At 67.5% G+C, this 25,128-nt stretch carries 21 protein-coding genes; 17 read left to right on the top strand and 4 right to left on the bottom strand.

Going from position 1 to position 25,128, the window contains the following annotated elements:
- Nucleotides 1-50: 50 nt before the first annotated feature.
- Entirely contained in the window at nucleotides 51-1,064 is a 1,014-nt protein-coding gene (locus tag MTBLM5_RS00410; RefSeq protein WP_173973836.1) for a TRAP transporter substrate-binding protein, read from the bottom strand.
- A 107-nt stretch (nucleotides 1,065-1,171) separates the two neighbouring features.
- On the opposite strand from MTBLM5_RS00410, the gene MTBLM5_RS00405 reads away from it, so the two are divergent.
- From MTBLM5_RS00405 to MTBLM5_RS00365, 9 genes are all read left to right on the top strand, one after another.
- On the top strand, nucleotides 1,172-3,136 hold the full coding sequence (locus MTBLM5_RS00405; protein ID WP_173973835.1) for a sensor histidine kinase: 1,965 nt from the start codon (nucleotides 1,172-1,174) through the stop codon (nucleotides 3,134-3,136).
- Nucleotides 3,133-3,744 (top strand): response regulator transcription factor, encoded by a 612-nt coding sequence (locus tag MTBLM5_RS00400; RefSeq protein ID WP_173973834.1) that lies wholly within the window; start codon nucleotides 3,133-3,135, stop codon nucleotides 3,742-3,744. Before MTBLM5_RS00405 ends, MTBLM5_RS00400 begins: the two co-directional genes overlap by 4 nt.
- Nucleotides 3,741-5,330: an MASE1 domain-containing protein gene (locus tag MTBLM5_RS00395; protein ID WP_173973833.1), complete on the top strand. Its 1,590-nt coding sequence runs from the start codon at nucleotides 3,741-3,743 to the stop codon at nucleotides 5,328-5,330. Before MTBLM5_RS00400 ends, MTBLM5_RS00395 begins: the two co-directional genes overlap by 4 nt.
- A gap of 2 nt (nucleotides 5,331-5,332) precedes the next feature.
- Nucleotides 5,333-5,941, top strand: coding sequence for a response regulator transcription factor (locus MTBLM5_RS00390; RefSeq protein WP_173973832.1), 609 nt, complete (start codon nucleotides 5,333-5,335; stop codon nucleotides 5,939-5,941).
- 48 nt (nucleotides 5,942-5,989) lie between these two features.
- Nucleotides 5,990-7,135, top strand: a complete 1,146-nt coding sequence (gene nhaA / locus MTBLM5_RS00385; protein ID WP_173973831.1) for a Na+/H+ antiporter NhaA — start codon at nucleotides 5,990-5,992, stop codon at nucleotides 7,133-7,135.
- A gap of 88 nt (nucleotides 7,136-7,223) precedes the next feature.
- Nucleotides 7,224-8,180, top strand: a complete 957-nt coding sequence (locus MTBLM5_RS00380; protein ID WP_173973830.1) for a TAXI family TRAP transporter solute-binding subunit — start codon at nucleotides 7,224-7,226, stop codon at nucleotides 8,178-8,180.
- Between the two features lie 10 nt (nucleotides 8,181-8,190).
- A complete protein-coding gene (locus MTBLM5_RS00375; protein ID WP_173973829.1) occupies nucleotides 8,191-10,254 on the top strand; it encodes a TRAP transporter permease in 2,064 nt (687 codons plus the stop codon).
- Nucleotides 10,251-10,634, top strand: a complete 384-nt coding sequence (locus MTBLM5_RS00370) for a DUF1850 domain-containing protein (RefSeq protein WP_254430847.1) — start codon at nucleotides 10,251-10,253, stop codon at nucleotides 10,632-10,634. The genes MTBLM5_RS00375 and MTBLM5_RS00370 overlap by 4 nt, the downstream gene beginning before the upstream one ends.
- The gene (locus MTBLM5_RS00365; protein ID WP_173973828.1) at nucleotides 10,624-11,598 is read left to right on the top strand and encodes a ChaN family lipoprotein; all 975 of its coding nucleotides are present in this window, start codon (nucleotides 10,624-10,626) and stop codon (nucleotides 11,596-11,598) included. The genes MTBLM5_RS00370 and MTBLM5_RS00365 overlap by 11 nt, the downstream gene beginning before the upstream one ends.
- 42 nt (nucleotides 11,599-11,640) lie before the next feature.
- Here MTBLM5_RS00365 and MTBLM5_RS00360 read toward each other — a convergent pair whose 3' ends face one another.
- Nucleotides 11,641-12,330, bottom strand: a complete 690-nt coding sequence (locus MTBLM5_RS00360; protein WP_173973827.1) for an orotate phosphoribosyltransferase — start codon at nucleotides 12,328-12,330, stop codon at nucleotides 11,641-11,643.
- 90 nt (nucleotides 12,331-12,420) lie between these two features.
- On the opposite strand from MTBLM5_RS00360, the gene MTBLM5_RS00355 reads away from it, so the two are divergent.
- The 4 genes from MTBLM5_RS00355 to MTBLM5_RS00340 all read left to right on the top strand — a co-directional run bounded on the left by MTBLM5_RS00355 (nucleotide 12,421) and on the right by MTBLM5_RS00340 (nucleotide 16,816).
- Nucleotides 12,421-13,200, top strand: coding sequence for an enoyl-CoA hydratase/isomerase family protein (locus MTBLM5_RS00355; RefSeq protein WP_173973826.1), 780 nt, complete (start codon nucleotides 12,421-12,423; stop codon nucleotides 13,198-13,200).
- A gap of 1 nt (nucleotide 13,201) precedes the next feature.
- The gene (locus tag MTBLM5_RS00350; RefSeq protein ID WP_254430846.1) at nucleotides 13,202-14,167 is read left to right on the top strand and encodes a mitochondrial fission ELM1 family protein; all 966 of its coding nucleotides are present in this window, start codon (nucleotides 13,202-13,204) and stop codon (nucleotides 14,165-14,167) included.
- Entirely contained in the window at nucleotides 14,161-14,970 is an 810-nt protein-coding gene (locus MTBLM5_RS00345; protein WP_173973824.1) for a serine protease, read from the top strand. Before MTBLM5_RS00350 ends, MTBLM5_RS00345 begins: the two co-directional genes overlap by 7 nt.
- A gap of 115 nt (nucleotides 14,971-15,085) precedes the next feature.
- A complete protein-coding gene (locus MTBLM5_RS00340) occupies nucleotides 15,086-16,816 on the top strand; it encodes an AMP-binding protein (RefSeq protein ID WP_173973823.1) in 1,731 nt (576 codons plus the stop codon).
- A gap of 231 nt (nucleotides 16,817-17,047) precedes the next feature.
- Here the strand turns inward: MTBLM5_RS00340 and MTBLM5_RS00335 are convergent, their stop codons facing one another.
- Together MTBLM5_RS00335 and MTBLM5_RS00330 are read right to left on the bottom strand one after the other, a co-directional pair.
- Entirely contained in the window at nucleotides 17,048-20,503 is a 3,456-nt protein-coding gene (locus MTBLM5_RS00335) for a response regulator (RefSeq protein WP_254430855.1), read from the bottom strand.
- Between the two features lie 70 nt (nucleotides 20,504-20,573).
- Nucleotides 20,574-21,485: a dihydrodipicolinate synthase family protein gene (locus tag MTBLM5_RS00330; RefSeq protein ID WP_173973822.1), complete on the bottom strand. Its 912-nt coding sequence runs from the start codon at nucleotides 21,483-21,485 to the stop codon at nucleotides 20,574-20,576.
- Between the two features lie 65 nt (nucleotides 21,486-21,550).
- Between MTBLM5_RS00330 and otnI the strand changes: the two genes are divergently transcribed.
- The 4 genes from otnI (at nucleotide 21,551) to MTBLM5_RS00310 (ending at nucleotide 25,117) form a co-directional block, all read left to right on the top strand.
- The gene (otnI, locus tag MTBLM5_RS00325) at nucleotides 21,551-22,327 is read left to right on the top strand and encodes a 2-oxo-tetronate isomerase (protein ID WP_173973821.1); all 777 of its coding nucleotides are present in this window, start codon (nucleotides 21,551-21,553) and stop codon (nucleotides 22,325-22,327) included.
- Nucleotides 22,324-23,580 carry a glycerate kinase gene (locus tag MTBLM5_RS00320; protein ID WP_173973820.1) on the top strand — a complete coding sequence of 419 codons (1,257 nt, stop codon included), beginning with the start codon at nucleotides 22,324-22,326 and terminating at the stop codon, nucleotides 23,578-23,580. The genes otnI and MTBLM5_RS00320 overlap by 4 nt, the downstream gene beginning before the upstream one ends.
- Complete coding sequence (locus MTBLM5_RS00315; protein WP_173973819.1) at nucleotides 23,577-24,497, top strand: AEC family transporter; 921 nt, start codon at nucleotides 23,577-23,579, stop codon at nucleotides 24,495-24,497. Before MTBLM5_RS00320 ends, MTBLM5_RS00315 begins: the two co-directional genes overlap by 4 nt.
- 92 nt (nucleotides 24,498-24,589) lie before the next feature.
- Nucleotides 24,590-25,117, top strand: a complete 528-nt coding sequence (locus MTBLM5_RS00310; RefSeq protein WP_173973818.1) for a universal stress protein — start codon at nucleotides 24,590-24,592, stop codon at nucleotides 25,115-25,117.
- Nucleotides 25,118-25,128 lie beyond the last annotated feature (11 nt).

Genomic DNA, 25,128 nt, shown 5'->3' with positions numbered 1-25,128 from the left:
GTGGATAAGGCGGGGGCGCCTCGGTGGGCGCCCCCTTTTGTCACGTCAAATCAGTTCTTGAAGCCCAGCTTGGCGGCTTCCTTGTAGACCGCCTCGATGGTTTCCTTGCCGACGCGGCTTTCCATGTCCTTGTGGACCGGCAGCAGGGCCTTGCGCCAGGCGGTGACTTCGTCGGCGGTGGGGGTGTAGAAGTCGGTCTTGCCCGAAGCCTTCATGGCGGCCAGCGCGTCCTCGTTTTCCTGCAGCGCGATGGCGTTGGCGAAGCGGGTCGATTCGTTCATGGCCCCTTCCAGAACCGCGCGGATGTCGGTCGGCAGGCCTTCCCAGAACTTCTTGTTGACGATCACCGCATAGCCCAGATAGCCGTGATTGGTGACGGTCGCGTGCTTTTGCACTTCGTGCATCTTCTGGGTGAACATGTTGCTGGGCGGGTTCTCGGTGCCATCGACGACGCCGGTCTGCAGCGCCTGATAGACTTCCGAGAAGGCCATGGATTGCGGCAGCGCCTGCAGGGCGCGCATTTCGGCATCCAGCACCTTCGACGACTGGATGCGCATCTTCTGGCCCTTCAGATCCTCGGGCTTATGGATCGGCTTGTTGGCGCTCATGATCTTGAAGCCGTTGTCCCAATAGGCCAGACCCAGGATGCCCTTGGTCTCGAGCTTGCGCAAAAGACCCTGGCCGACCGGGCCTTCGGTGACCGCGCGCAGCACTTCCTTCGACGGGAAGATATAGGGCAGGTCGAACACCTCGAATTCCTTGACGCCCAGCGGGCCGAACTTGGCGAGCGACGGGGCCAGCATCTGGACGGCGCCCAGCTGCAGGGCCTCCATCTCTTCCTTGTCCTTATAGAGCTGGCTGTTCGGGAAGACCTCGACCTTGACCTTGCCCTTGGTGCGTTCCTCGGCCAGCTTCTTGAACATCTCGGCAGCCTTGCCCTTGGGCGTGTCGACCGCGACGACGTGGCTGAACTTGATGACGATGGGCTGGGCCTGCTGGGCCATGGCCGAGCCGGCGGCGATCACGCCTGCGACCGCGCAGCAAAGAAGGGTACGAAAATTCATGGGGCACGTCCTCCCGGGACTGAATTGGACTGATTATCGCCGCCGATTGTTCTTAAGTTTCGCCGCTTGAGCTATTGTGGATATCCGAACACGGGCCTTGATTCCGGATGAACGCGCGCAACCCCTTGATTGGCCGGACTTTTCTGCAGACCATGCCGATCGCGGCGATGGCCCTGGTGGTCATGCTGCTAGGCGTGCTGCTGTGGGTGTTGCAGCGCACCGAACTGGAAGAGGAACGGCTGACCCTGATCAAGGACATCTTGTGGGTCGAGCAGAACATCCATTTCCACCTGACCTCGGCCGAGGAAAAGCTGGCCCAGATGGCCACCGACCTCGAGCGCGGCACGTTGTCGCCCGACGGGTTCGCGGTCAGCGCCCGCGCCCTGGTCGCCAACAACAAGGAAATCGACCGCATCTTGCTGCGCGACGAATCCGGCCGCGCGATCCTGGCGATGCCGCCGGCCGAGGGCGACCCTTACGGCTATCCGCCCGACGAGACGGCGCCGTGGTGGACCGCCTTCTCGCTGGCCCGCTCGGTCGGCCGCGCCGCCTGGACCGGGTCCTTCATCGCGCCGGGGCGCGGGCCGGTGTTCGAGGTGCATGTGCCGGTCTATCGCCATCGCCAGTTCGCAGGCACGATCGTCGGCATCTTCGCCACCGAGGGCCTGCTGACCCATCTGGTGCCATGGTGGGTCGCCGAGAAATACAAGGTCGAGTTGGTCGATGCCGGCGGCGCGGTGCTGGGCACCAAGACCGGCGTCGATCTGTTCCAGCCCGGCCCGTCCCATCAGGTCGGGCTGAACCCGCCGGGACAAGGCGTCGCGGTGGTCGCCACCGTCTATCGCAGCGCCACCAACCTGGTGCGCAACATCCTGGCGGCGGCGATCTTCACCCTGGCGGTGGTGGCGGCCTTCAGCCTGTGGCTACTGCGTCGCAGCGTGCAGCGGCGCCAGGCGGCCGAACAGGCACTGCTGGCCGAGCACGCCTTCAGAAAGGCCATGGAGGATTCGCTGACGGTCGGCATGCGGGCCCGCGATTTGGACGGCCGCATCACCTATGTCAATCCGGCCTTCTGCCAGATGGTCGGCTGGAGCGCCGCCGAGTTGGTCGGCACCGCGCCGCCGATGCCCTATTGGCTGCCCGAGGAATTCGACCAGACCATGGAGATGCACCGCCGGGTCATGGCCGGCGACGCCCCCCCCGACGGCTTCGAGATCCAGTTCCGCCGCAAGAATGGCGAGCCGTTCTGGGCCCTGGTCTATGAAGCGCCGTTGATCGGCGCCGATGGGCGCCAGACCGGCTGGATGGCCTCGGTCCTGGACGTCACCGAACGAAAGCGCGCCCAGGAAATGGCCCGACAGCAGCAAGAGCAATTGCAGCGCACCGCCCGACTGATCACCATGGGCGAGATGGCCTCGACGCTGGCGCACGAATTGAACCAGCCGCTGTCGGCCATCGCCAGCTACACCGCCGGCTGCCTGAACCGACTGGACAGCCCGCGCTTCGAGCGCGAAGACCTGCGCCCGGCGCTCGCCAAGGTCGGCCAGCAGGCCCAGCGGGCCGGCCAGATCATCCGCCGCGTCCACGATTTCGTCCGAAAGTCCGAGCCCCGGCTGAACGCCTGCGCGCTCAATCAGGTGATCGAGGATTCGGTCGGCTTCATCGAGTTCGACGCCCGACAGCGCGGCATCCCCATCCAGGTCGCCCTGGCCGGCGCCGACCCGCAGGTCGAGGCCGACCGCATCTTGCTGGAACAGGTGATGCTGAACCTGGTCCGGAATGGGATCGAGGCGATGAGCCACGCCGACCATTCCGGCGCCCCCCTTGTCATCACCGTCGAGGCGGCGGATGATCACGCGGTGGTCAAGGTGGCCGACCATGGGCCGGGCATCGCCGCCGACGCCGCCGACAGCTTGTTCCAGCCGTTTTTCACCACCAAGGACGAGGGCATGGGAATGGGGCTCAACATCTGCCGCTCGATCATCGAGTTCCATCGCGGACGATTGTGGTTCGAGCCCAATCCGTCGGGCGGCAGCGTGTTCTGCTTCTCGCTGCCGACGAGGGCGGCATGACCGCCGAGACCGTGTTCATCGTCGATGACGACGAAGCCATTCGCGACGCCCTGTCCTGGCTGCTGCAATCGCGCGGGCTGGAGGCCATCGGCTTCGGATCGGCCGAGGAGTTCCTGGCCGCCTGGCGCCCCGACCTGGTCGGCTGCCTGCTGTTGGACATCCGCATGGGCGGCATGAGCGGGCTGGACCTGTTCGACAAGCTGAAGGACGCCAGCTCGATCCTGCCGGTGATCTTCCTGACCGGCCACGGCGACGTACCGATGGCGGTGTCGGCCCTGAAGAAGGGGGCGTTGGATTTCGTCGAGAAGCCGTTCAACGACAACGAACTGGTCGATCGCGTCGTCGAGGCGCTGGCCTGGGCGGCCCGGCGGCGCCAACAGGAAGTCGGCAGCGCCGGCATCGCCAGCCGCCTGGCCAGCCTGACCGCCCGCGAGAAGCAGGTCATGGAACTGGTGCTGGCCGGCAAGATGAACAAGGTCATCGCCGACGATTTGGGCATCACCATGCGCACCGTCGAGGTCCACCGCGCCCACGTCTTCGAGAAGATGGCGGTCAAGACGGCGGTCGAACTGGCGCAATTGCTGTCGACCTTCAAGGGCGAGCGATGAGCCTCAGGCGCGTCCTGGAACCGGCGATCTTCCTGGCCGCCTATGTGTTCCTTGACCAGATCAGCTTCATCCATTCGATTTCCCACCTGTCCATCACGCCGTGGAACCCGCCGGCGGGATTGGCGATGGCCTTTTTGCTGATCCGCGGAATCCGCTGGACCCCGTTGGTGTTCCTGGCCTCGCTGCTGGCCGATTTCCTCATCCGCACCCCGACCACCACCATCTTGCCGGCCGTCCTGACGGCGGCGACGATCGCCGGGTTCTATGGCCTGCTGGTCCATATCCTGCGCCGCCCGCTGGGATTGGACATCTCGCTCCACCGCCTGCGCGACGTGCTGCTGCTCAATGTCGGGGCCGCCGTCGGCTCGCTGGCGGTGGCGGTGCTTTACGTCGGCACCTTCGTCTGGTTCGGCCAGCTTGACCCCGCCCGCTTCACCGCCGCCACCACCCGCTTCTGGATCGGCGACATGATCGGCATCGCGGTGATGACGCCGCTCTTGCTGGTGGCCTACCGCTTCGTGCCGCGCTGGCCATCACCCCGGCGAACGGCCGAGGCCGCGCTGCAGGGCCTGACCATCGTTCTGATGGTGTGGCTGGTGTTCGGAATCCGCGCCGCCGACGAATTCCGGCTGTTCTATCTGCTGTTCGTGCCGATGATCTGGGCCTCGGTGCGCTTCGGGCTGGACGGCGCGGTGCTGGCCAATCTGGCCACCCAAGGGGCGCTGATCATCGCCATCCAGTCGGTCGGTCACGAATCGACCACGGTCACCGCCTTCCAATTGCTGATGCTGGTCCTGGCCCTGGCCTCGCTGGCCCTGGGCGCGGCGGTGGCCGAGGGCCGGCGCACCGCCGCCGCCCTGCAGGCCCGCCAGGTCGAACTGGCCCACATCTCGCGCCTGTCGCTGGCCGGCGAGATGGCCGCCGCCCTGGCCCACGAACTGAACCAGCCCCTGATGGCCGCCATGGCCTTCGCCCGGGCCGCCCAACGGCTGCTGGACAATAATCCCGAAGACAGCACCAAGGCCCGCGCCGCCATGGGGCGCGCCGTCGACGAGGCCCAGCGGGCCGGCGACATCGTCAAGTCGCTGCGCCAGTTCATCGGCCAGGACCGGTTGACCCGCGAAATGGTGCCGCCGGCCCGGCTGATCGCCGACGCCCTTGCCCTGGTCGCCCCCGAGGCCAAGCGGCTGGGCATCCGGCTGGCGGCCAATCCCGACAAATCGGCCCCCGACCTGCCGGTCGATCGGGTCCAGGTCCAGCAGGTGCTGGTCAACTTGATCCGCAACGCCCTGGATGCCATGGTCAAGGCCGACAGTGCCGACCCGTGGGTGGCGCTGTCGGCGGAACCAGAGGACGGCGCCATCGTCTTCGAGGTCGCCGATTGCGGCCCCGGCATCGCGCCCGACATCGGCGAGCGGCTGTTCGAGCCGTTCAATACCTCGAAGGCGACCGGCATGGGGCTGGGCCTATCGATCTGCCGTACCCTTGTCGAGGCCCATGGCGGCATTATTTGGCTGGAACGAACCGGGCCGACGGGAACATCCTTCCGCTTCCGCCTGCCCCTTGATCCGACGGAGAAGGATTGACCATGCCGCCAGCCCCCCTTGTCTATGTCGTCGATGACGATCAGGCCATCCGCGAATCCCTGGTCCTGCTGCTGGAATCCTCGGGCCGGTCGGCGCGGGCCTTCCCGGACTCGGGCTCGTTCCTGGCGGGGTTCGAGCAAGGCGCGCCCGGTTGCGTGATCGCCGACGTCCGCATGCCGGGAATGAGCGGGCTGGATCTGCAGCGCCACCTGAAGGGCGCCGGCATCGACCTGCCGGTGATCATCATCACCGGCCATGCCGACGTCGCCATGGCGGTTCAGGCCTTGAAGGACGGCGCGTCGGACTTCATCGAGAAGCCGTTCGACGAGGACGTCCTGGCCCGCTCGGTCGATGCCGCCCTCGATCAGAACCAACGCGTCTTGAACGAGCGCAGGGCGCTGGACGATTTGCGCGCCCTGGCCGCCGAATTGACGCCGCGCGAACGCGAAGTGATGGCCCTGGTGGTCCAGGGACTGGCCAACAAGGCGGTGGCGGCCGAATTGAACATTTCGGTCCGCACCGTGGAAATTCATCGCGGCCGGGTGATGGAAAAGATGAATGCCGGCAGCCTGTCCGAACTGGTGCGCATGGCCTTGCGCCTGGACCAATAGGGGGATATCCCGACTGGTGCTTTCCCGGACGTTCCCTAGATTGACGCCATGAACAATCCTGCCCGTCCGCTATTGTCGGCCATCCAAAGCTTCCTGGCCCTCGAGGCCGCGTCCGGCCTGGTGCTGGTGGCGATGATGGTGGTGGCCCTGGTCCTGGCCAACTCGCCCTGGGGCGCAGCCTACCAGTGGGCGCTGGATGCCAGGCTGGGGCCGCTCTCGACGCTGCATTGGATCAATGACGGCCTGATGGCGGTGTTCTTCCTGCTGGTGGCGCTGGAGATCAAGCGCGAATTCACCGCCGGAGAGCTGTCGCAGCCCGGTCAGCTGGCCCTGCCCGCCCTGGCGGCGGTGGGCGGCATGGCGGTGCCGGCGGCGATCTATGTGGCGCTCGCCTGGAACGACCCGGCCGCCTTGCGGGGCTGGGCCATCCCCACCGCCACCGACATCGCCTTCTCGCTGGGCGTGCTGGCGCTGTTGGGCAGCCGGGTCCCGGTGGCGCTGAAGGTGTTCCTGACCGCGTTGGCCATCATCGACGACCTGGGCGCCATCCTGGTGATCGCCCTGTTCTATTCGGGCGGCCTGAACCTGGTCGCCCTGGCCGGGGCCGCCGCCTGCGCCCTGGTCCTGATCGGCATGAACCGGGCCGGAACGACCCGGACCTGGCCCTATCTGCTGGTTGGCCTGGTTCTGTGGGCCTGCCTGATGCCGTCGGGGCTGCACGCCACCATCGCCGGTGTCGTGCTGGGGCTGACCATCCCCCTGAAGGACGGCCACAGCCAGTTGGAACATCGCCTGCACCCGTGGGTCGCCTTCCTGATCCTGCCGATCTTTGCCTTGGCCAATGCCGGGATCGACCTGGACGGAATCGATGCGGCGATCCTGGCCGATCCGGTGTTCCTGGGCATCTGTGCCGGCTTGTTGGTGGGCAAGCAGGCCGGCGTGTTCGCCGCCAGTTGGGCGGCCATCAAGACGGGCCTGGCGCCGATGCCCCACGGCGCCGACTGGCGCAGCCTTTACGGCGTCGCCGTGCTGACCGGCATCGGCTTCACCATGAGCCTGTTCATCGGGGGACTGGCCTTCCCCAATGGCGAGGGCATCGCCGCCACCCGGCTGGGCGTGATCGTCGGCTCGCTGGCCTCGGCGCTGATGGGATTGGCGATTTTGTCGATGCTTCGCCCTGCGGCAGACTCGTAACTGGTCAGACCCGCCCTTGCCGCTTCCCGGGCTTCGGGGTACCGTGTTTCCAACGATAAAAAACGAATATCTCGACACGGAGGAACCCATGTCCCGGATTACGTCCCTCGCCGGCCGTGCGCTGGCGGCTGCCGTCGTGCTGGCGGCCACCTTTCCCGCCAAGGCCGATCAATTCGTCAACGTCCTGACCGGCGGCACCAGCGGCGTCTATTACCCGCTGGGCGTCGCCCTTTCCAACATCTACGGCAAGGTGCCGGGGGTGAAGGCGTCGGTGCAGGCCACCAAGGCCAGCGTCGAGAACCTGAACCTGTTGCAGCAAGGCCGCGGCGAAATCGGCTTCACCCTGGGCGATTCCCTGTCCCAGGCCTGGGAAGGCCACGAAGAGGTCGGCTTCAAGACCAAGCTGGACAAGCTGCGCGCCGTCGCCGCCATCTATCCCAACTACATCCAGATCGTCGCGGCGGCCGATTCCGGCATCAAGAGCCTGGCCGACCTGAAGGGCAAGCGCATCTCGGTCGGCGCACCGAAATCGGGCACCGAGCTGAACGCCCGCGCGGTGTTCGCCGCCGCCGGCATGAGCTACAAGGACTTCGCCCGCGTCGAGTACCTGGCCTTCGCCGAATCGGTCGATCTGATGAAGAACCGCCAGATCGACGCCACCTTGCAATCGGCCGGCCTGGGCGTGGCCTCGATCCGCGACCTGTCCAACTCGGTGCCGATCGTGGTGGTTCCGATCCCGCCCGAGGTGATCGCCAAGATCGGCGACGCCGCCTATCTGCCGGCCACCATCCCGGCCAACACCTATGGCGGCCAGACCGGCGACGTGCCGACGGCCGCCGTGCAGAACTATCTGGTCACCCATTCCGACGTCTCGGAACAGACCGGCTATGACCTGACCAAGGCCCTGTTCGACAATCTGGACCAGATGACCGCCGCCCATGTGGCCGCCAAGGTCATCAAGCTCGATGCCGCCGCCGCCACCGCTCCGGTGCCGCTGCATCCGGGCGCGGCCCGGTTCTACCGAGAAAAGGGCGTGCTGAAATAGGGCGCCCGCCATGGACGATACCAGCGTCAAGCGGATCGTCGACAAAGAGAATCCCGCCTCGGCGCATGGCTTCCTGCAAGGGGAAGCCGCCCGGGCGGTGTTCTGGGTCGGCGTCGCCTTTTCCGCCTTCCAGATCTGGACCGCCACCTTCACGCCGCTGCCGACCCAGGCGGTGCGCTCGATCCATGTGGGCTTCCTGCTGCTGGTGACCTTCCTGTTGTTCAACGCCCGCGAGGCCGACAGCCGCGCGCGCATCCCGTGGTACGACTGGCTGCTGGGGGCGGGCGGCTTCGCGTTGGGCCTTTACCATTGGGTGTTCGAGGCCGAGCTGATCCAGCGGGCGGGTGATCCCAGTCAGACCGACCTGCTGGTCGGCACCATCGTCATCGCCCTGGTGTTCGAAGGCTCGCGCCGCATCATGGGCTGGTCGCTGCCGATCATGTGCGGGGTGTTCATCCCCTATGCCCTGCTGGGGCCGTGGCTGCCCGGGCCACTGGCCCATCGCGGCTTCGGCTTCGACCAATTGATCGACCAATTGTTCCTGGGCACCGAGGGCATCTACGGCACGCCGACCTTCGTGTCGGCCACCTACATCTTTTTGTTCATCCTGTTCGGCAGCTTCCTGGAACATGCCGGCATGATCCGGCTGTTCAACGACGTCTCGATCGGTCTGGTCGGCTGGGCCAAGGGCGGTCCGGCCAAGGTGGCGGTGATCAGTTCCGGCCTGATGGGCACCATCAACGGCTCGGGCGTCGCCAACGTGCTGACGGTCGGGCAGTTCACCATTCCGCTGATGGTCCGCTTCGGCTATCGCCCGGCCTTCGCCGGCGCGGTCGAGGCCACCGCCAGCATGGGCGGCCAGATCATGCCGCCGGTGATGGGGGCGGTGGCCTTCATCATGGCCGAGACCCTGGGCATCCCCTATTCCGAGGTGGCCATCGCCGCCATCATCCCGGCGGTGCTGTATTACGGCAGCGCCTTCTGGATGGTCCATCTGGAAGCCGGCCGCCACAAGCTGGTGGGCATCCCCCGTTCGGAATGCCCCGACGCCGTCAAGGCCATCCGCGAGGGCTGGTACCTGCTGCTGCCGGTCGCCGCCTTGGTGGTGCTGCTGTTTTCCGGCTATACGCCGCTGTTCGCCGGCGTCATCGGCCTGGCCTGCACCCTGGTCCTGATCCTGGGCAACGGCCTGACGGTGACGATGAAGACCAACCTGTTGCGCATCGTCTTCTGGCTGGCGGTGGCCGGTGGCGCCGTCGCCCTGTCCCGGGCCAAGCTGCCGCACGAAACCGTCGCCGCCAGCGTGGTCGGCGTGCTGGTGATCGCTTCCGCGCTGCTGGCGCGCGGGCGCTCGATCGTCCAGACCATGGTCGGCGCCCTGGCCGACGGCGCCAAGAACGCCGTCGGCGTCGGCATGGCCTGCGCCCTGGTCGGCGTGCTGATCGGGGTCACCACGCTGACCGGCATCGCGTCCAGCTTCGCCACCGCCATCGTCGAATGGTCGGGCGGCAACCTGTTCTTCGCCCTGGTGCTGACGATGATCGCCTGCATCATCCTGGGCACCGGGCTGCCGACCATTCCCAATTACATCATCACCGCCTCGATCGCGGCGCCGGCCCTGTTGAAACTGGGCGTGCCGCTGATCGTGTCGCACATGTTCTGCTTCTATTTCGGCATCATGGCCGACCTGACGCCGCCAGTGGCGCTGGCGGCGCTGGCGGCCAGCTCGATCGCGCGGGCCGGCCACATGGAAATCGGCTGGCTGGCCAGCCGCATCGCCCTGGCCGGCTATGTCGTCCCGTTCATGACCGTCTATGACCCGGCCTTGATGCTGCAGGGCGACCCGACCGTCTGGCAGGTGGCCTATGTGCTGTCCAAGGCGTGCCTGGCCATTGCCTTGTGGGGTGGCGCGGCGATCGGCTATTTCATGACCGAGCTGAACTGGCCGGAACGGATCTGGGCGACCTTCGGGGCCTTCCTGCTGGTCCTGGCCGTGCCCCTGACGGACGAGTTGGGCATCGCGGTCTCGGCGGCGTTCGTCGGCTGGCAATGGTGGAGAAGCAAGAAACCATGATCGCCCTGTGCCTGGCCCTGATGGCCGGCGGACCGGCCGCCCAGGTGGCCTTGCCCGACGACCGCTTCACCTTAAGCTGGATCCACACGATCGAGAAGGTCGAGTGGCAGGAAGACTGGCGCGTAGGCAAGACGGGCTTGACCGGATTGGAAGCGCGCATTAAAGGCTCGGGCGCCGGCATGGAACCGCCGGCCTTCGCCCGCCTGGAACGGGGCTGGTACCGCTGGCCGATGCCGCCCGAAACGCGGCCCCGGCTGATCCTGGCCCGGTCGGAATTCGCCGCCGACCATCGTCTGTGCGTCAAGGGCGAGTGCCGGTCGCTGTCGCATTATGTCGGCGGAGTGGATTCCGTCATCCTGGAACCCTGCCATGCACCTTAGATCGTTGTTTGTCGCCCTGTCCCTGCTGCTGTCGGCTCCTGCCCTGGCGGGATCGCCGCCGGCCTTCATCAGCACGCTGGAAACCGGCCATCCGCTGGCGGGCAAGGTGTGGGACCCCCAGACCAAGGCCTTCGTCGCCATCGACGAACTGGTGCGCACCGCGGCGGCCGCCGACGTGGTGATCCTGGGCGAGACCCACGACAATCCCGACCATCACACCTTGCAGGCCTGGATCTTGCGTCATCTGATCGCCGCCGGCCGCAAGCCGGCGGTGGCGTTCGAGATGCTGGATTCCAGCCAGCGCGAGGCCTTGGCCCGCCACCTCAAGGACCGCCCCGGCGACGATGCCGGCTTAGGCGCCGCCGTCGAGTGGGAAAAGACCGGCTGGCCGGATTGGGCGCTTTACCGCCCCATCGCCGACGCCGCCTTGTCGGCCGGCCTGCCGATCCTGACCGCCAACCTGTCGAAGGATGAAACTCGGCAACTGACCAAGAACACCTTCCCGGCCGCCACCGCCCACCATTTGGGCCTGGACAAGCCGCTGCCGCCCGCGGTCCAGCAGGGGATGGAGCGCGAGATCAAGTCCAGCCATTGCGACATGCTGCCCGACAAGTCGTTGCCGGCGATGGTGCAGATCCAGCGCGCCCGCGATTCGGTGATGGCCCACGCCATCGTCGAAGGCATCGCCGCCCGCAAGAGCGCCGTGCTGATCGCCGGCGCCGGCCATGCCCGCTTCGATCGCGGCGTGCCGGCCCATCTGGCGACCATCGCGGCCGGTCATCAGGTCTTCTCGATCGCCTTCATCGAAGTGCAGTCGGACAAGAACCTGCCGGCGATGTACGCCGACCTTTATGAGACCGAGCAATTGCCGTTCGACATGGTGTGGTTCACGCCGCGCAGCCAGCGCGAGGACCAGTGCGAGGCCTTCCGCCGCCACATGGAAAAGAAGAAGCTGGGCCAGTAGGCCTGACGAAAAAGACGCCGGGTTCGCCCCGGCGCCTTTTTCCTATTCGCTGCGACCGCCGTGCAGCTTCGACCATTGCACCGGATCGTGCAGGAAGCTGCGCACCGCCTCGATGGTCTTCTTGTCGAACAGGCTGTCCTGCTCGGCCACTTCCAGCACGTCCCACCAATTGGCCAGGTAGGACAGGCTGACGCCGGCTTCGTTCAGCGACTTCAGGGCGCCGGGGAACACCCCGTAGAAGAACACCACCGCCGAATGCTTGATCACGCCGCCGGCTTCGCGGATGGCGTTGCAGAAATTGACCTTCGAGGCACCGTCCGAGGCCAGATCCTCGACCAGCACGACGCGGGCGCCCGGGGCGAACTCGCCCTCGATCTGGGCGTTGCGACCGAAGCCCTTGGGCTTCTTGCGGACATACAGCATCGGCAGAGCCATCTGCTGGGAAATCCACGCGGCATAGGGAATGCCCGCCGTCTCGCCGCCGGCGATGGCGTCGGTCGATTCGTAGCCGGCATCGCGCAAGATCGCCTGGGTCATCAGGTTGCAGATGGTGGCGCGCGCCCGCGGGAAGGAAATCACCTTGCGGCAATCCACATAGACCGGGCTGGCCCAGCCCGAGGTCAGGATGTAAGGCTCTTCCGGACGGAAGTTGACGGCCTTGATTTCCAACAAGATGCGAGCGGTGGTGATGGCCGCCTGCTTCTGTTCGGGCGTGCGGGAAGCGGTCTGCATGGAAGAACACCTTATGCCTGGGTTGTCGGCTTTGCGGTCTATAGGCACAATCGCGCTTTCCTGCAAGCCGACAATCAAGGAAGCGCATTGATGTCCGATCTTATCTTGGTGAACCGCGAAGGCAACATCGCGACGGTGGTGCTGAACCGACCGGACCGCATGAACGCGCTGAACCTGCCGATGTGGCAGGGCCTGGCCCAGGCCTTCGAGAGCCTGGCCGATGATTCCTCGGTCGGCGCCATCATCGTGCGCGGGGTCGGACAAAAGGCCTTCGCGCCGGGGGCCGACATCGAGGAGTTCGAAACGCTGCGCGCCAATGCCGCCCAGGCCAAGGAATACGACGTGGTGATGCGCCGGGCACTCGACGCGGTCAGGACCTGCCCCAAGCCGGTGATCGCCCTGATCTTCGGCCCCTGCGTCGGCGGCGCGCTGGAACTGGCCTGCTGCTGCGACATGCGCATTTCCGCCAAGTCCGGCAAGTTCGGCGTGCCGATCAACAAGATTTCGGTGGTGATGGCCTATCCCGAGATCGCCGCCATCCGCCGTATCGCCGGCCCGGCGGTCGCCGCCGAGATCTTGCTGGAGGCCCGGGTGTTCGACGCCGACGAGGCCTTCGCCAAGGGACTGTTGAACCGCGTCGTCGCCGACGACGAGGCCGAGGCCGAAGCCCAGGCCACAGCAAAACGCATTGCCAACGGCGCGCCGCTGGCCAATCGCTGGCACAAGGCCTTCCTGGCCCGCCTGGACGATGCCACGCCGATCAGCGACGCCGAACTGAATGAATGCTACGATTTCCTGGCAACCGAGGATTACGCCGAGGGCATGGCCGCGTTCCGCGAAAAGCGCCGCCCCGCCTTCAAGGGGAAATAGGGTGAGCGAAACTGCCCCGATCTGGGTCCTGACCGACGACCGCGCAGGCAATGTCGGCCAGTGCCTGGGCGTCGCCGAGGCGCTGGGCCTGCCGTTCGAGGTCAAGGACATCCGTTACGGCCGGCTGGGCGGGCTGCCCAACCTGCTGCGCGGCGCCAGCCTGACCGGCATTACCGCCAGCTCGGCGGCAGCCCTGGTCGCACCCTGGCCGCGGGTGGTGATCGCCGCCGGGCGGCGCACCGCGCCCGTCGCCCGCTGGATCAAGCGCCGCTCGGGGGCGATGCTGGTGCAGATCATGGATCCCGGCCCGGGCGGGCGGGCCGAGTTCGACATCATCGCCGTACCCGGCCATGACGAGTGCCGGCTTACCGGCGGCTACGTGCTGCCGATCACCGGGGCGCCGCACCGGGTGACACCAGCCAAACTGGCCCAGGCGGCCGAGATGTGGGCGCCCCGCTTCGCCCACCTGCCCCGGCCGTGGGTGGCGGTGATCGTGGGCGGCGCCACCCGGCGGCGCCCATTCACCCCTGCCATGGCCGCCGAATTGGGCCGGCGGGCGGGCGACCTGGCGGGCGGCGGCTCGCTGCTGGTCACCACCAGCCGCCGCACCGGCGCCGAATCCGAACAGGCCCTGCTGGCCGCCATCCCCCAGCCCAGTTTCATCCATCGCTGGGGGGCTGCCGGCGACAATCCCTATTTCGGCTTCCTGGCGTTGGCCGATGCCCTGGTGGTGACGGGCGATTCGGTGTCCATGGCCTGCGAAGCCTGCGCCAGCCCGGCCCCGGTCTATCTGTTCGCCCCCGACGGCTGGGTAGTGGCCAAGCATGCCCGCCTGCACGCCCAATTATACGCCCTGGGCCTGGCCCGACCGTTGAATGCCGGCACCCGGCTGGAGCGCTGGAGCCATCCGCCCCTGAACGCCGCCGCCGACATCGCCGCCGCCATCCGGGCGAGGCTGGCATGCTGATGACCCGCCTTGGCGCCCTGGTGGTGCTGGCGGCCGCCCTGCCCGCCGCCGCCCAGGGGCTGAAGGGCATCAAGGGCGCCGACGACCGTATCGAGGTCGCCCGCGACCAATATCCGTGGAGCGCGGTGGCCCGGCTCAATAACGGCAAGGGCGGCCATTGCAGCGCCATCCTGGTCGGCCCGGCCCTGGCCGTCACCGCCGCCCATTGCCTGTGGAACAAAAGCACCTTGAGGCCGATGCCGCCCACCTCGCTGCATGTGGTCGCCGGATATGCCCGGGGCGCCTATCTGGGCGCCACCCGTGTTGTCGCCACCAGCGTTGCGCCGGGCTGGCAGTTCGGCCAGCCTTATTCACCGGCGCTGGCCGCCCATGATTGGGCGGTGCTGACCCTGGCCGAGCCGCTGGGCGACATCGCCGGCTGGGTCGCCATCGGCGAGACGGCGGCAGCCGTTGATTCCTTGGTCGCCGTCGGCTACGGCCAGGACAAGGCGCACATCCCCGCCGCCCATATCGGCTGCAGGGTGGCCGGCCGCATGGGGGCCGGGCTTCTGACCCATGATTGCGACGCGGTTCATGGCGATTCCGGCGCGCCGGTGCTGGTGTGGCGGGCCGGTCAACCGACCCTGGCCGCCATCCATGTCGGCACCTTCACCTTCGAGGGCGGCCGCGTGCTGGGCGGCGCGGTGCCAAGCGCCAGCTTCGCCGCCGAGGCGCGCCGGCTGGGAGCCCTGGCCACGGGCAAGGCCGGCACGGCCAGCACCGCCCTGGAGCCCGACATCGCCGCCCGCGTCGCCAAGCCATGATTTGATGCATTTCTGGCTTGCGATTCAGATCATTGCGCTGGCGCCTTGCTGCACGCAGAATGCTCGACCACCAGCGAAGGACACTACCCGGCGGCTGGACCGGGCGGGAGGATGAATGGCCAAGGCGAAATCCGGACGGGGAGCCCCCGCCGGCGACACGGATTTTGACTGGAGCAAGGCGCACGCGTTGCTGGCCGGTTTGCCCGGAGGCGGCCTGAACATCGCCTATGAAACGGCCGACCGCCACGTCGCCGACGGCCATGCCGGCCGCCCTGCCCTGGTCAGCCTGGGCCGACGCTACGAACGGCGCCAATTGTCCTATGGCGAGTTGGCCGAGCAATCGGGCCGTGTCGGCGCCGCCCTGAACAGCCTGGGCGTCGCCAAGGGCGAGGTGGTCGCCGTGCTGCTGGATCGCGGCCTGGAATTCTTCCTGGCGGCGTTGGGGACGTGGAAGGCCGGCGCGGTGTTCTGCCCGCTGTTTTCCGCCTTCGGCCCCGGCCCGTTGAAGGCCCGCCTGGAATTGTCGCGCGCCCGGGTGGTCATCACCACCGCCAGCCTTTATCAGCGCAAGATGACCACCATCCGCGCCGCACTGCCGGACCTGGCCCATGTCATCACCATCGGCGAGCCGGGCGAGTGTCCGGCCGGCTGTCACGACTTCGCCGCCTTGATCGGCAAGGTCGCGCCGATGGAACCGGTCGCCACCACCGAGACCGATTCGGCCCTTTTGCATTTCACCAGCGGCACCACCGGCACGCCGAAGGGCGTGGTCCATTCGCACCGCACCGTACTGTCGCTCTTGGTCAGCGCCCGCCAGGTGTTCGAGCTCGCGCCCGACGACGTCTATTGGTGCACCGCCGATCCGGGCTGGGTGACCTGTTCGTGCTACGGCATCATCGCGCCGCTGGCGGCCGGCTGCCTGTCGGTGATCGACGAGGCCGAGTTCGATACCAGGCGCTGGTACGGCATCTTGAAGGACGAGAAGGTGACGGTGTGGTACACCACGCCCACCAACATCCGCATGATGATGCGCTTCGGTGCCGCGCTGGCCCGCTCGTATCGCCAGAACTCGCTGCGCGTCGCCGCCAGCGTCGGCGAGCCCTTGAACCGCGAGGCGGTGGCCTGGGGCGAGAAGGCGCTGGGCGTGCCGTTTCTCGACACCTGGTGGCAAACCGAAACCGGCGCCATCGCCATCGCCAACCGCATCGGCTGCGCTGAACCGGGCAGCATGGGCCGGCCGCTGCCGGGCGTCCAGGCGGCGGTCGCCACCGTCAAGGACGGCAAGCTGCTCTTCTCGACCGAGGCCGAAGCGGTCGGAGAATTGGCCATTCGCGCCACCCTGCCGTCGCTGTTTTCCGGCTACCTGAACGATCCGGCCCGCACCGAGGCGTCATTCGCCGAGGGCTGGTACCTGACCGGCGATCAGGTGCGGCTGGGGGCCAATGGCTGCGTGTGGTTCATCGGCCGCATCGACGACATGATCAAGTCGGCGGCTCACACCATCGGCCCGTTCGAGATCGAATGCTCGTTGATGAATCATCCGGCGGTGGGTGAAACCGGCGTGGTCGGCAAGCCCGATTTGCTGCTGCGGGAAGTTCCGGTGGCCTTCATCTCGGTCAATCCCGGCTTCGAGGCCGGCGATTCCCTGCGGCTGGAATTGTTGTCGTTCGCCCGCCATGAATTGGGCACCGCACTGGCGCCCCGTGAGGTTCACTTCCTGGAAAGCCTGCCCAAGACCACCACTGGCAAGATTCTGCGCCGCGCCTTGAAGGCCAAGGCGGTGGCCGAGCCCGAGGACGACGATCCGGCCCCGCTTCCCTATCCGGGCCGCTTCGACGACGAATAGGGGCTTGGTGTCCCGAGGGTTCGTACGGCGTCCTTCCGCCCCCGGTTAAAATCCCCCGTGAAAAAGTCCCTCGGCTTGGCCTCGGTGTACTTTTCCCCGATTTTGTTGGGCAATCCCGTGCTCAAGCAAGCTTTCCGCGCGGGCTTAGCTTGTCTTCCCGCCATGAGGCGAGCACGTTGAATCAACGTGTAAAAGTACACCAAGCGAAGCGAAGGACTTTTACACGGACAACTAAAGCGCCGCGATCGCCGCGGCGGCTTCCTCGAAGGCCGATTGCAGGGCCGGCAGCAGCGCCTCGGCCACTTCGCCATCGTCGCGCCCGCAGGCGGCTTCGATTTCGGCGCACAGCCGCCCGAAGCGGAAGCAGCCCGCCGAATTCCCCGCCCCCTTGGCCGAATGGGCCGCCTCCCGCGCGGCTTCGATGTCGGCGCGACCCAAGGATTCGTCGATCTCGACGACCAGCGGCCGGGTGCTCTCGACAAACAACGCCAGCAATTCCTTGGCGTCGTCGGTGACGCCGCCGAAAATCGCCCGCATCGGCGCCAGGTCCAGAACCGGCGGGCGCGCCTCCTCGACCTGGGCCTGCGACGGCGGCGCCCCCGCGGCGCTTGCCTCGGTGGACACCCGTCGGCGCAGGGCGGCCGCCGCCGGCAGCAACTTGCGGACGGTGGCATCCAGTTGCGCCAGGTCGATCGGCTTGGCCAGGAACGCGTCCATGCCGCTGTCGTGGCAGCGTTTGGCGGTTCCGGCCAGGGCGTCGGCGGTCAACGCCACGATCGGCATACGGTTCAGGGTTTCCTTTTCCCATGCCCGCACCCGCTCGGTCAGGGCATAGCCGTCCATCTCGGGCATGTGGCAGTCGGTCAGCAACAGCCCGTAATCGCGGATCTGCATGCGGTCCCACGCCTCGCGGCCGTCGCCGACGATGTCGATGGCATAGCCCAGCCGCTCCATCAGGCGGCGGATCACCACCTGGTTGGTGGGATTGTCCTCGGCCACCAGGATCAGCGCGCCGGCCGCCGCCGCCTCCTCGAAGCTGGGCGGGTGGTAGGCCGAGGCCAGCACGGCGCGATCCTCGTCGATGTCGTCGAGCATGGTGCGACCGGCGGCGGCGGCCACCGTCCGCCACAGGGTGCGCCGACGCACCGGCTTGGGCAGGGCGGCGAACAGCCCGGCCTCGCGGGCATTCGAGGACGCCGAGGAATAGACCGAGTGGGCGGCGACCATCACCACCTTGGTCGTGGTCTGCGGACCGGCGGCGGCCAGCAGGGCGCGGGCCACCGACAGGCGCAGCTTGAAGTCCTGCGCCCCGTCCATCACCACGACGTCATAGCTCCATCCGGCCAGGGCGGCGGCGCGCACCGCCGCCAACGCCCCGTCGGTCGAGGCCACCACCGCCACCTGGGCGCCCAGATGGCCGAGATATTGGCGCATCGCCTCGGCGGCCAGCGGCCCCTCGGCCAGCACCAGCACCGCCACCCCGGCCAAATCGGGGCCGGGTTCGGCGTCGGGGGCGACGATCTCCAAGGGCACGCTGAACCAGAACACCGAACCCTCGCCAACCTTGCTGTCGACGCCGATCTCGCCGCCCATCATCGCCACCAGACGGCGGCAGATCGACAGCCCCAGGCCGGTGCCGCCATAGCGTCGGGCGATGGTGGCGTCGGCCTGGGCGAAGGGCTCGAACAGGCGGGCCTGCTGCTCGCCGTCCAGCCCGATGCCGGTATCCTTGACGGTGAAGCGCACGAAACCGGCCCGGCCGGGATCCATCTCGACGCCCAGGCGGACGCAGCCGCGATCGGTGAACTTGATGGCGTTGCCGGCCAGGTTGGTGATGATCTGGCGCAACCGCACCGGATCGCCGCGCAGATGCCCGGGCAGCATGGGATCGACGAAGGAAATCAGCCCGATGCCCTTCTCGACGGCGCGCGGCGCCAGCAGCTCGGCCACCCCTTCGACGATGTCCACCAGGGACAGATCGACGTTTTCCAGCTGCAGCTTGCCGGACTCGATCTTCGAGAAGTCCAGGATATCGTTGATGATGGTCAGCAACGCGGTGGCCGAATCGCGGATGATGCGGGCCATTTCGCGCTGTTCCGGCGGCAGCGGCATTTCTTCGAGCAACTGCGCCATGGTCAGCACGCCATTCATCGGCGTCCTGATCTCGTGGCTCATGGTGGCGAGGAACAGGCTTTTCGCCTGGCTGGCATCCTCGGCGGTCTGCTTGGCCTCGGCCAGGGCCTGTTCCTGTTCCTTGCGCTTGGTGATGTCGGTGGTCGAGACGCACACCGCCGGCTCGCCGTCCATGATGATGGCCGCCGCCGACATCATCGCCCACAAATCCTCGCCGTCGGCGCCCCTCATCCGGCTTTCGTAATCGGCCAGGAAGCCCTGGCGCGACACCAGATCGACGATGCGGTCGCGGTCGGCGGGGTCGGCGTAGAATTCGGCGGTGGTCATGCCGATCGCCTTCTCGGCCGGCGGGCCGTACAGCTCGCTCCAGCGCGGGTTGACGTACAAGATGGTGTTGTCGGACGTCCGACTGATGGCCAGCGCCAACGGCGAGGTGTCGAGGATGGTGCGCATGCGCCGCTCGGATTCCTTCAAGGCGTCCGAGGATTCGCGCAGCTTGGTCAGTGCATCGCGGAAAATCGCCAATTCGCCGGCCATGTCGGATATCTCGTCATTGCCGTCGGCTTCGACCTTGGTGGCGATGTCGCCTTCCGAGATGCGGTGCATCGCCTGGGCCAACGAGGCCAAGCGGTTGACGATGTTGCGGGCCAGGTACAGCCATACGAACAGCAAGGCGCCGACCACGGTGATGACGGCGATCACCGCCATGAAGCGGCGCCCCTCGGTCAGGGCCTGGTGGGCGCGCCGGCTGTTATCGGAGGCTTCGGCCTCGGCGGCGGCCACCAGACGGCCGATGGCCGAGGCGGTGCGGGCGACCAGATCGCGGCCTTCCTCGTTGGCGGCGGCCAAGCGGGTCTCGGCGATCAGGCGGCGCACGTTCAGTTCGAACACGTTGTCCGGACCGCTGCCGAACGAGACGGTGCGTCGTCCCAGTTCGCGCATGGCGGTGTCGCCCGCGCTATCCATCAGCAGCACCAGCCGGCGAGCTTGCTCTTCATAGCCGCGGCGGGCGTCGGCCACCTTGTCCAGGCTGGCCGCGTTGGCGCCGGCCCGCAACAGGTCGGCGGCGGCCACCACCTGCTCGGCCATGGGGTCGCGGGTGCGGTGCAGCAACCTGGCGTGCAGATCGACGCTCAGGCGATCGACCTCGGCCGCCAGGGCCAGGCTGCGGCTTTGCAGCACCAGGCGATGTTCGACCATGGCATTGCGGTTGGTCATGTTGTCGCCGATGCCGGTCATCAGCGCCCGCAATTCCTCGAGCTGGGCGCGATCGACGCCCGATCCCTCGAGGGTCTCGATCAATCCACGCAGGCGTTCGGTCTGCTGCTGCAGGGCGATGAAGGCGCCTTGGCGCTGGAACTGGCTTCGCGAGGCGTCAAGCGACGGCGCCGAGGCGGCCAGCCGGGCGGTCGCTTCGGACAACTTCAAGGCGGTGGTCACACGCGGCAGGTTTTCGCCGGTCACCGCCGCCAGCAGACGGCCGATTTCGTTATAGCCGGCCCAGGCGATGATGCCGGCCAGCAGGGTCATGGCGCTGACGGTGCCGATCGCCACCAGCAACTTGGCCCGAATTCCAAAACGCCACCGCTGCACGAACGAAGCCCCTCTCCGGATGATCGCGAGTTTAGACTTTGAACCCGGCCTTATCCAGCCGCTTGACCAGTTGGTCCTCGGCCTCGAGCGACAGGTCCATCAGCGGCGGACGGGTCAGGCGCCAGGTCTGGTCACCGCAGGCCCCAGCCACCAGCGCCTTCAAGGCGGCGATCAGCGGAAAATCCTGGGTGGCGACGCGAAAGGCGGTCAGCGCCTCTTGCAGGCCGGCCGCTCCCGGCTCGCGCCAGTTTCTGAACAGCTCGACCATCGCCGCGCCGTTGACGTTGGCATTGGCGGAAATGCAGCCGGCGCCGCCGGCCTTCAGCACGTCCAGCATCACCGCCTCGGTGCCGGTGAAGACGTCGAAGCCGGGGAAGGACTTGATCATCGCCTGCATGTTGGCAAGCTCGCCCGAACTGTCCTTGATGCCGGCGACGGTGCCGGGATAGGCCTTCAGCAGGCGCTCGATCAGGGCCAGCGACAAAGGCACCTGGCTTTGGCGCGGGAAGTGGTACAGATAGACCCGCAAAGCCTTCGAGCCGACCCGCTGGATCACCTCGGAAAAGGCGCGGAACAGGCCGTCGTCGGACACCCCTTTGTAATAAAAGGGCGGCAGCATCAGCACGCCGCCGCAGCCCAGCTTGACCGCGTGGGCCGACAGCCGCGCCGTCTCGACGATCGAGCAGGTGCCGGTCCCGGGCATGACGCGGCCCATGTCGGTGCCGTCGGCGGCCAGCGCGTCCAGCAGCGCCAGCTTCTCGCCGGCTTCCAGCGAGTTGCCCTCGCTGGTGGTGCCAAACGGGGCCAGGCCGATATCCAACTGACGCAGAACCCGGCAGAATGCCACGAAGCGTTTGGGGTCGGGTGCCAGCGTCCGGTCGAACGGGGTCAGCACGGGAGCGAGAATTCCGGTGATGCGATCCGATTTGGTCGACACAGCCATTGCCCACGCGCTCCTTCCAAGGCACCATCGTTGCTGGTCGACACCTTAGCTGATTTGCACCGCTCATGCCCAGACTTGCCGCCAACCTTTCTCTGCTGTTCACGGAACAGGCCTTCCTGGACCGTTTCGCCCTTGCCGCGCAGGCGGGCTTCAAGGCGGTCGAGGTCCGCTTTCCCTATGACGTGCCGGCCGCCGCCATCCGCGAGCGCCTGGATGCCACCGGACTGGAAATGGTGCTGTTCAACCTTCCGGCCGGCGACTGGGACAAGTCCGAACGCGGGCTGGCCTGCCTGCCCGGCCGCGAGGACGAGTTCCGCCAAGGCGTCACCCAGGCGCTGGACCTGGCCGAAGCCTGGGGCGTGCGCCAGCTGAATTGCCTTCTGGGTATCGCGCCGCCGACCGGGCACCGCTCGGTGCGCGAGACCCTGATCGCCAACTTAAGCCATGCCGCCGAGGCGGCGGCCCACCGCGGCATCACCATCCTGGTCGAGCCGCTGAACAGCCACGAGAATCCCGGCTATTACCTGTCGCGCACCCGTCAGGCCATCGAGATTCTGGACGATGTCGGCCTGGGCAACCTGAAGCTGTTGTACGACGTCTATCACCAGCAAGTGTCCGAAGGCGACCTGGCCCGCACCCTCGAGAAATACCTGGCACGCATCGGCCATATCCAGATCGCCTGCCCGCCGCACCGCAGCCAGCCCGGCACCGGCGAGGTCGATATCGCCTGGCTGCTGGGGCACCTGGACCGCCTGGGCTATGACGGCTGGGTCGGCTGCGAATACACCCCCCAGGGCACCACCCTCGAAAGCCTGGGCTGGGCCAAGGCCTGGCTGGCATGAGCCCGGCCGCCCTGCTGCGCGAGATGTTCGCGCAAGCAGTGGCGGCGGCCTTGCCGGCGCGATCGCTGGCGGCCTTTCTGCCGGCGCCGCCCAAGGGCCGCACCATCGTCATCGGCGCCGGCAAGGCGGCGGCCAGCATGGCGCACGTGGTCGAGGCCCATTGGCCCGGCCCGCTGACCGGCCTGGTGGTCACCCGCACCGGCCACGGTGCGGCCTGCTCGCGCATCCGCGTGGTCGAGGCCGGCCACCCCCTGCCCGATGCCGACGGTTTGGCCGCCGCCGCCCTCATCTTCGACATGGTCGGCGGGCTGACCGCCGACGATCTGGTGCTGTTCCTGGCCTCGGGCGGCGGCTCGGCCCTGCTGGCCCTGCCGGCACCCGGCATCGATCTGGCCGACAAGCGAGCCGTCGGCGCCGCCCTGCTGCGATCGGGTGCGCCGATCGCCGACATCAATTGCGTGCGCAAGCACCTGTCTTCCATCAAGGGCGGCAGGCTGGCCGCCGCCGCCTTCCCCGCCCGCTTCGTCACCCTGGCCATTTCCGACGTGCCGGGCGACGATCCCAGCACCATCGCCTCGGGACCGGGCATCGCCGACCCGACCAGCTTCGCCGACGCTCGCGCCGTCGTCGAGCGGTGGAAAATCGCCGTCCCCGACGCGGTGCGCCGCCACCTGGCGAATGCCCACGACGAGACACCAAAGCCCGGTGACCCGCGCCTGGCCCGGGCCGAGACCTTCATCGTCGCCACGGCCTTGGAATCGCTGCTGGCCGCCGCCCGGCTGGCGGAAAGCCGGGGCTTTCGGACCCTGGTGCTGGGCGATTCCATCGAGGGCGAAGCGCGCGAGGTGGCCAAGGTCATGGCCGGCATCGCCCTGTCGGCCCGCCGCAACGGCCAGCCCTTGGCGGCGCCGCTGGCCATCCTGTCGGGCGGCGAGACCACGGTCAGCGTGCGCGGCACCGGCCGGGGCGGGCGCAATGCCGAGTTTCTTTTGGCCCTGGCCCTGGCGCTGGACGGCGCCCCGGACATCCATGCCATTGCCTGCGACACCGACGGCATCGACGGGTCCGAGGACAATGCCGGCGCCATCCTCGCCCCCGACAGCCTGAGCCGGGCGCGGACCCTGGGCGTGGATCCGGCCGCCCGGTTGGAGGATAACGACGCCTATGGGTTCTTCGCCGCCCTGAATGACCTGGTGGTGACCGGGCCGACTCGGACCAACGTCAACGACTTCCGGGCGATCCTGATCCGATGACCGGCGCCGAGCCCCTGCTGGCGGTGAAACTGATCCCGCTTTATCTGCTGGTGGCCATCGGCTTCATGCTGGGCCGTTTCCTGGAGGTCAACGCCCGCGAGATCGGCAAGCTGGCCCTGTTCGTGCTGTCGCCGGCGGTGGTGTTCAAGGGCTTCTATAACGCCCGGCTGGATGCGGCCATGGCCGTCTTGCCGCTGGCGGTGTGCGCCCTGGCCTGCCTGGCGGCCTGGGTGGCGCTGCCCTTGGCGGCAAGGCGGTGGAGCGACGGGCGCGAGCGCATCGCCGCCTTCACCGCCGCCACCGGCAATACCGGCTTCTTCGGCATCCCCGCCTGCCTGGCCCTGATCGGGCCGGACAGCCTGGCCTATGTGGTGCTGGTGTCGTTCGGCGCCACCGCCTACGAGAATTCCGTCGGCTTCTTCGTGGTCGCCCGCCAGGAATCAGGCGTCATGGGGGCGTTGATCCGGGTGGCGAAATATCCCGGCCTGCACGCCTGCTGGCTTGGCGTCACCCTGAATTTGGCCGCAATCACCCTGCCGGCCTTCGTGCCGCAGACGGTCGATCTGCTGGCCGGCGGTTTTTCCGCCGTCGGCATGATGATCGTCGGGCTGGGCCTGGCCGGCATCCGCCGCTTCCGCGTCGATTGGGGCTTCCTTGCCTTCGCCTTCGCCTGGAAGTTCGCCGTCTGGCCGGCCGCAGCCCTGGCCTTCGTCGCCGTGGACCGGATCTGGCTGCACGCTTTCCCGCCGGTCGCCCATCAGGTGCTGGTCGTCGAAAGCCTGGTGCCCATGGCCGCCGTCACCGTGGTCCACGCCACGCTGCAGGGCATCCATCCCGACCGCGCCGCCGTTGCCGTAGCACTCAGCACCCTGTTCGCCCTGGTGTGGCTGCCATTGGTGTTTTCAGCCTGGAACTGAACACATTCCATTTGGCAAGTAAATAAAATGATAATATAAGCATTGGTGAATTAAACGGACGCCGGCAAACGGCGCCGCCAGGGAGGACATGGATGGACGCCGATCTCCGTGACGGAGGCGCGCGCCAGCCTGCATCAGCGCCGGGAAAGACCATCTTGCTGGTGGTCGATGAGTCCCGTCTGAGCCGGATGCGCGCACCGCTTCGCTATGCCTGCCGGCGCGCCCGCGCCACCGGCAGCCGCCTGGCCCTGGTGGGGGTCTACGAACCGCCTCGGGGCGAATATGCCTGGCTGTCGGCGGCCCAGGCCATCCGCGGCGAGGCCCAGACCGATTTTGGCACCGCCCTGGCCCAGCTGGCCGAAAACGCCGCCGGCTGCACCGGCCAGGCGCCGATGGTTCTGCTGCGCGAAGGCGATCCGGCCCAAGAGGTCTGCGCCCTGATCGATGCCGATCCCGGCATCTGCAACGTCATCGTCGGGCTGGATGTTCGCCCCTCGGCGATGGGCGGGCCGCCGCCCTCGGCCACCGCCCTGTTGAACAGCCATTGCAACCGTCTTCGGATCCCGGTCACCGTCGTTCCCCGGCACATGACCGATTCCGAAGTCGATATGATCAGCTGACGGAGCGCCAG

Origin of the sequence: Magnetospirillum sp. LM-5 (assembly GCF_902729445.1) — a bacterium.
In the GTDB taxonomy this organism is placed as follows: Bacteria; Pseudomonadota; Alphaproteobacteria; order Rhodospirillales; family Magnetospirillaceae; genus Magnetospirillum.
Note: the sequence above shows the minus strand (reverse complement) of the source record. Positions and strands in the feature narration are given on the sequence as shown.

Bases quoted from the DNA above. Each gene is read 5' to 3' on its own strand.
- MTBLM5_RS00360 (WP_173973827.1), bottom strand. From the start codon at position 12,330: ATGCAGACCGCTTCCCGCACGCCCGAACAGAAGCAGGCGGCCATCACC.
- MTBLM5_RS00395 (WP_173973833.1), top strand. From the start codon at position 3,741: ATGAGCCTCAGGCGCGTCCTGGAACCGGCGATCTTCCTGGCCGCCTAT.
- MTBLM5_RS00410 (WP_173973836.1), bottom strand. From the start codon at position 1,064: ATGAATTTTCGTACCCTTCTTTGCTGCGCGGTCGCAGGCGTGATCGCC.
- MTBLM5_RS00405 (WP_173973835.1), top strand. From the start codon at position 1,172: ATGAACGCGCGCAACCCCTTGATTGGCCGGACTTTTCTGCAGACCATG.
- MTBLM5_RS00380 (WP_173973830.1), top strand. From the start codon at position 7,224: ATGTCCCGGATTACGTCCCTCGCCGGCCGTGCGCTGGCGGCTGCCGTC.
- MTBLM5_RS00390 (WP_173973832.1), top strand. From the start codon at position 5,333: ATGCCGCCAGCCCCCCTTGTCTATGTCGTCGATGACGATCAGGCCATC.
- MTBLM5_RS00370 (WP_254430847.1), top strand. From the start codon at position 10,251: ATGATCGCCCTGTGCCTGGCCCTGATGGCCGGCGGACCGGCCGCCCAG.
- MTBLM5_RS00355 (WP_173973826.1), top strand. From the start codon at position 12,421: ATGTCCGATCTTATCTTGGTGAACCGCGAAGGCAACATCGCGACGGTG.
- nhaA (WP_173973831.1), top strand. From the start codon at position 5,990: ATGAACAATCCTGCCCGTCCGCTATTGTCGGCCATCCAAAGCTTCCTG.
- MTBLM5_RS00400 (WP_173973834.1), top strand. From the start codon at position 3,133: ATGACCGCCGAGACCGTGTTCATCGTCGATGACGACGAAGCCATTCGC.
- otnI (WP_173973821.1), top strand. From the start codon at position 21,551: ATGCCCAGACTTGCCGCCAACCTTTCTCTGCTGTTCACGGAACAGGCC.
- MTBLM5_RS00330 (WP_173973822.1), bottom strand. From the start codon at position 21,485: ATGGCTGTGTCGACCAAATCGGATCGCATCACCGGAATTCTCGCTCCC.
- MTBLM5_RS00345 (WP_173973824.1), top strand. From the start codon at position 14,161: ATGCTGATGACCCGCCTTGGCGCCCTGGTGGTGCTGGCGGCCGCCCTG.
- MTBLM5_RS00375 (WP_173973829.1), top strand. From the start codon at position 8,191: ATGGACGATACCAGCGTCAAGCGGATCGTCGACAAAGAGAATCCCGCC.
- MTBLM5_RS00310 (WP_173973818.1), top strand. From the start codon at position 24,590: ATGGACGCCGATCTCCGTGACGGAGGCGCGCGCCAGCCTGCATCAGCG.
- MTBLM5_RS00320 (WP_173973820.1), top strand. From the start codon at position 22,324: ATGAGCCCGGCCGCCCTGCTGCGCGAGATGTTCGCGCAAGCAGTGGCG.
- MTBLM5_RS00340 (WP_173973823.1), top strand. From the start codon at position 15,086: ATGGCCAAGGCGAAATCCGGACGGGGAGCCCCCGCCGGCGACACGGAT.
- MTBLM5_RS00365 (WP_173973828.1), top strand. From the start codon at position 10,624: ATGCACCTTAGATCGTTGTTTGTCGCCCTGTCCCTGCTGCTGTCGGCT.
- MTBLM5_RS00315 (WP_173973819.1), top strand. From the start codon at position 23,577: ATGACCGGCGCCGAGCCCCTGCTGGCGGTGAAACTGATCCCGCTTTAT.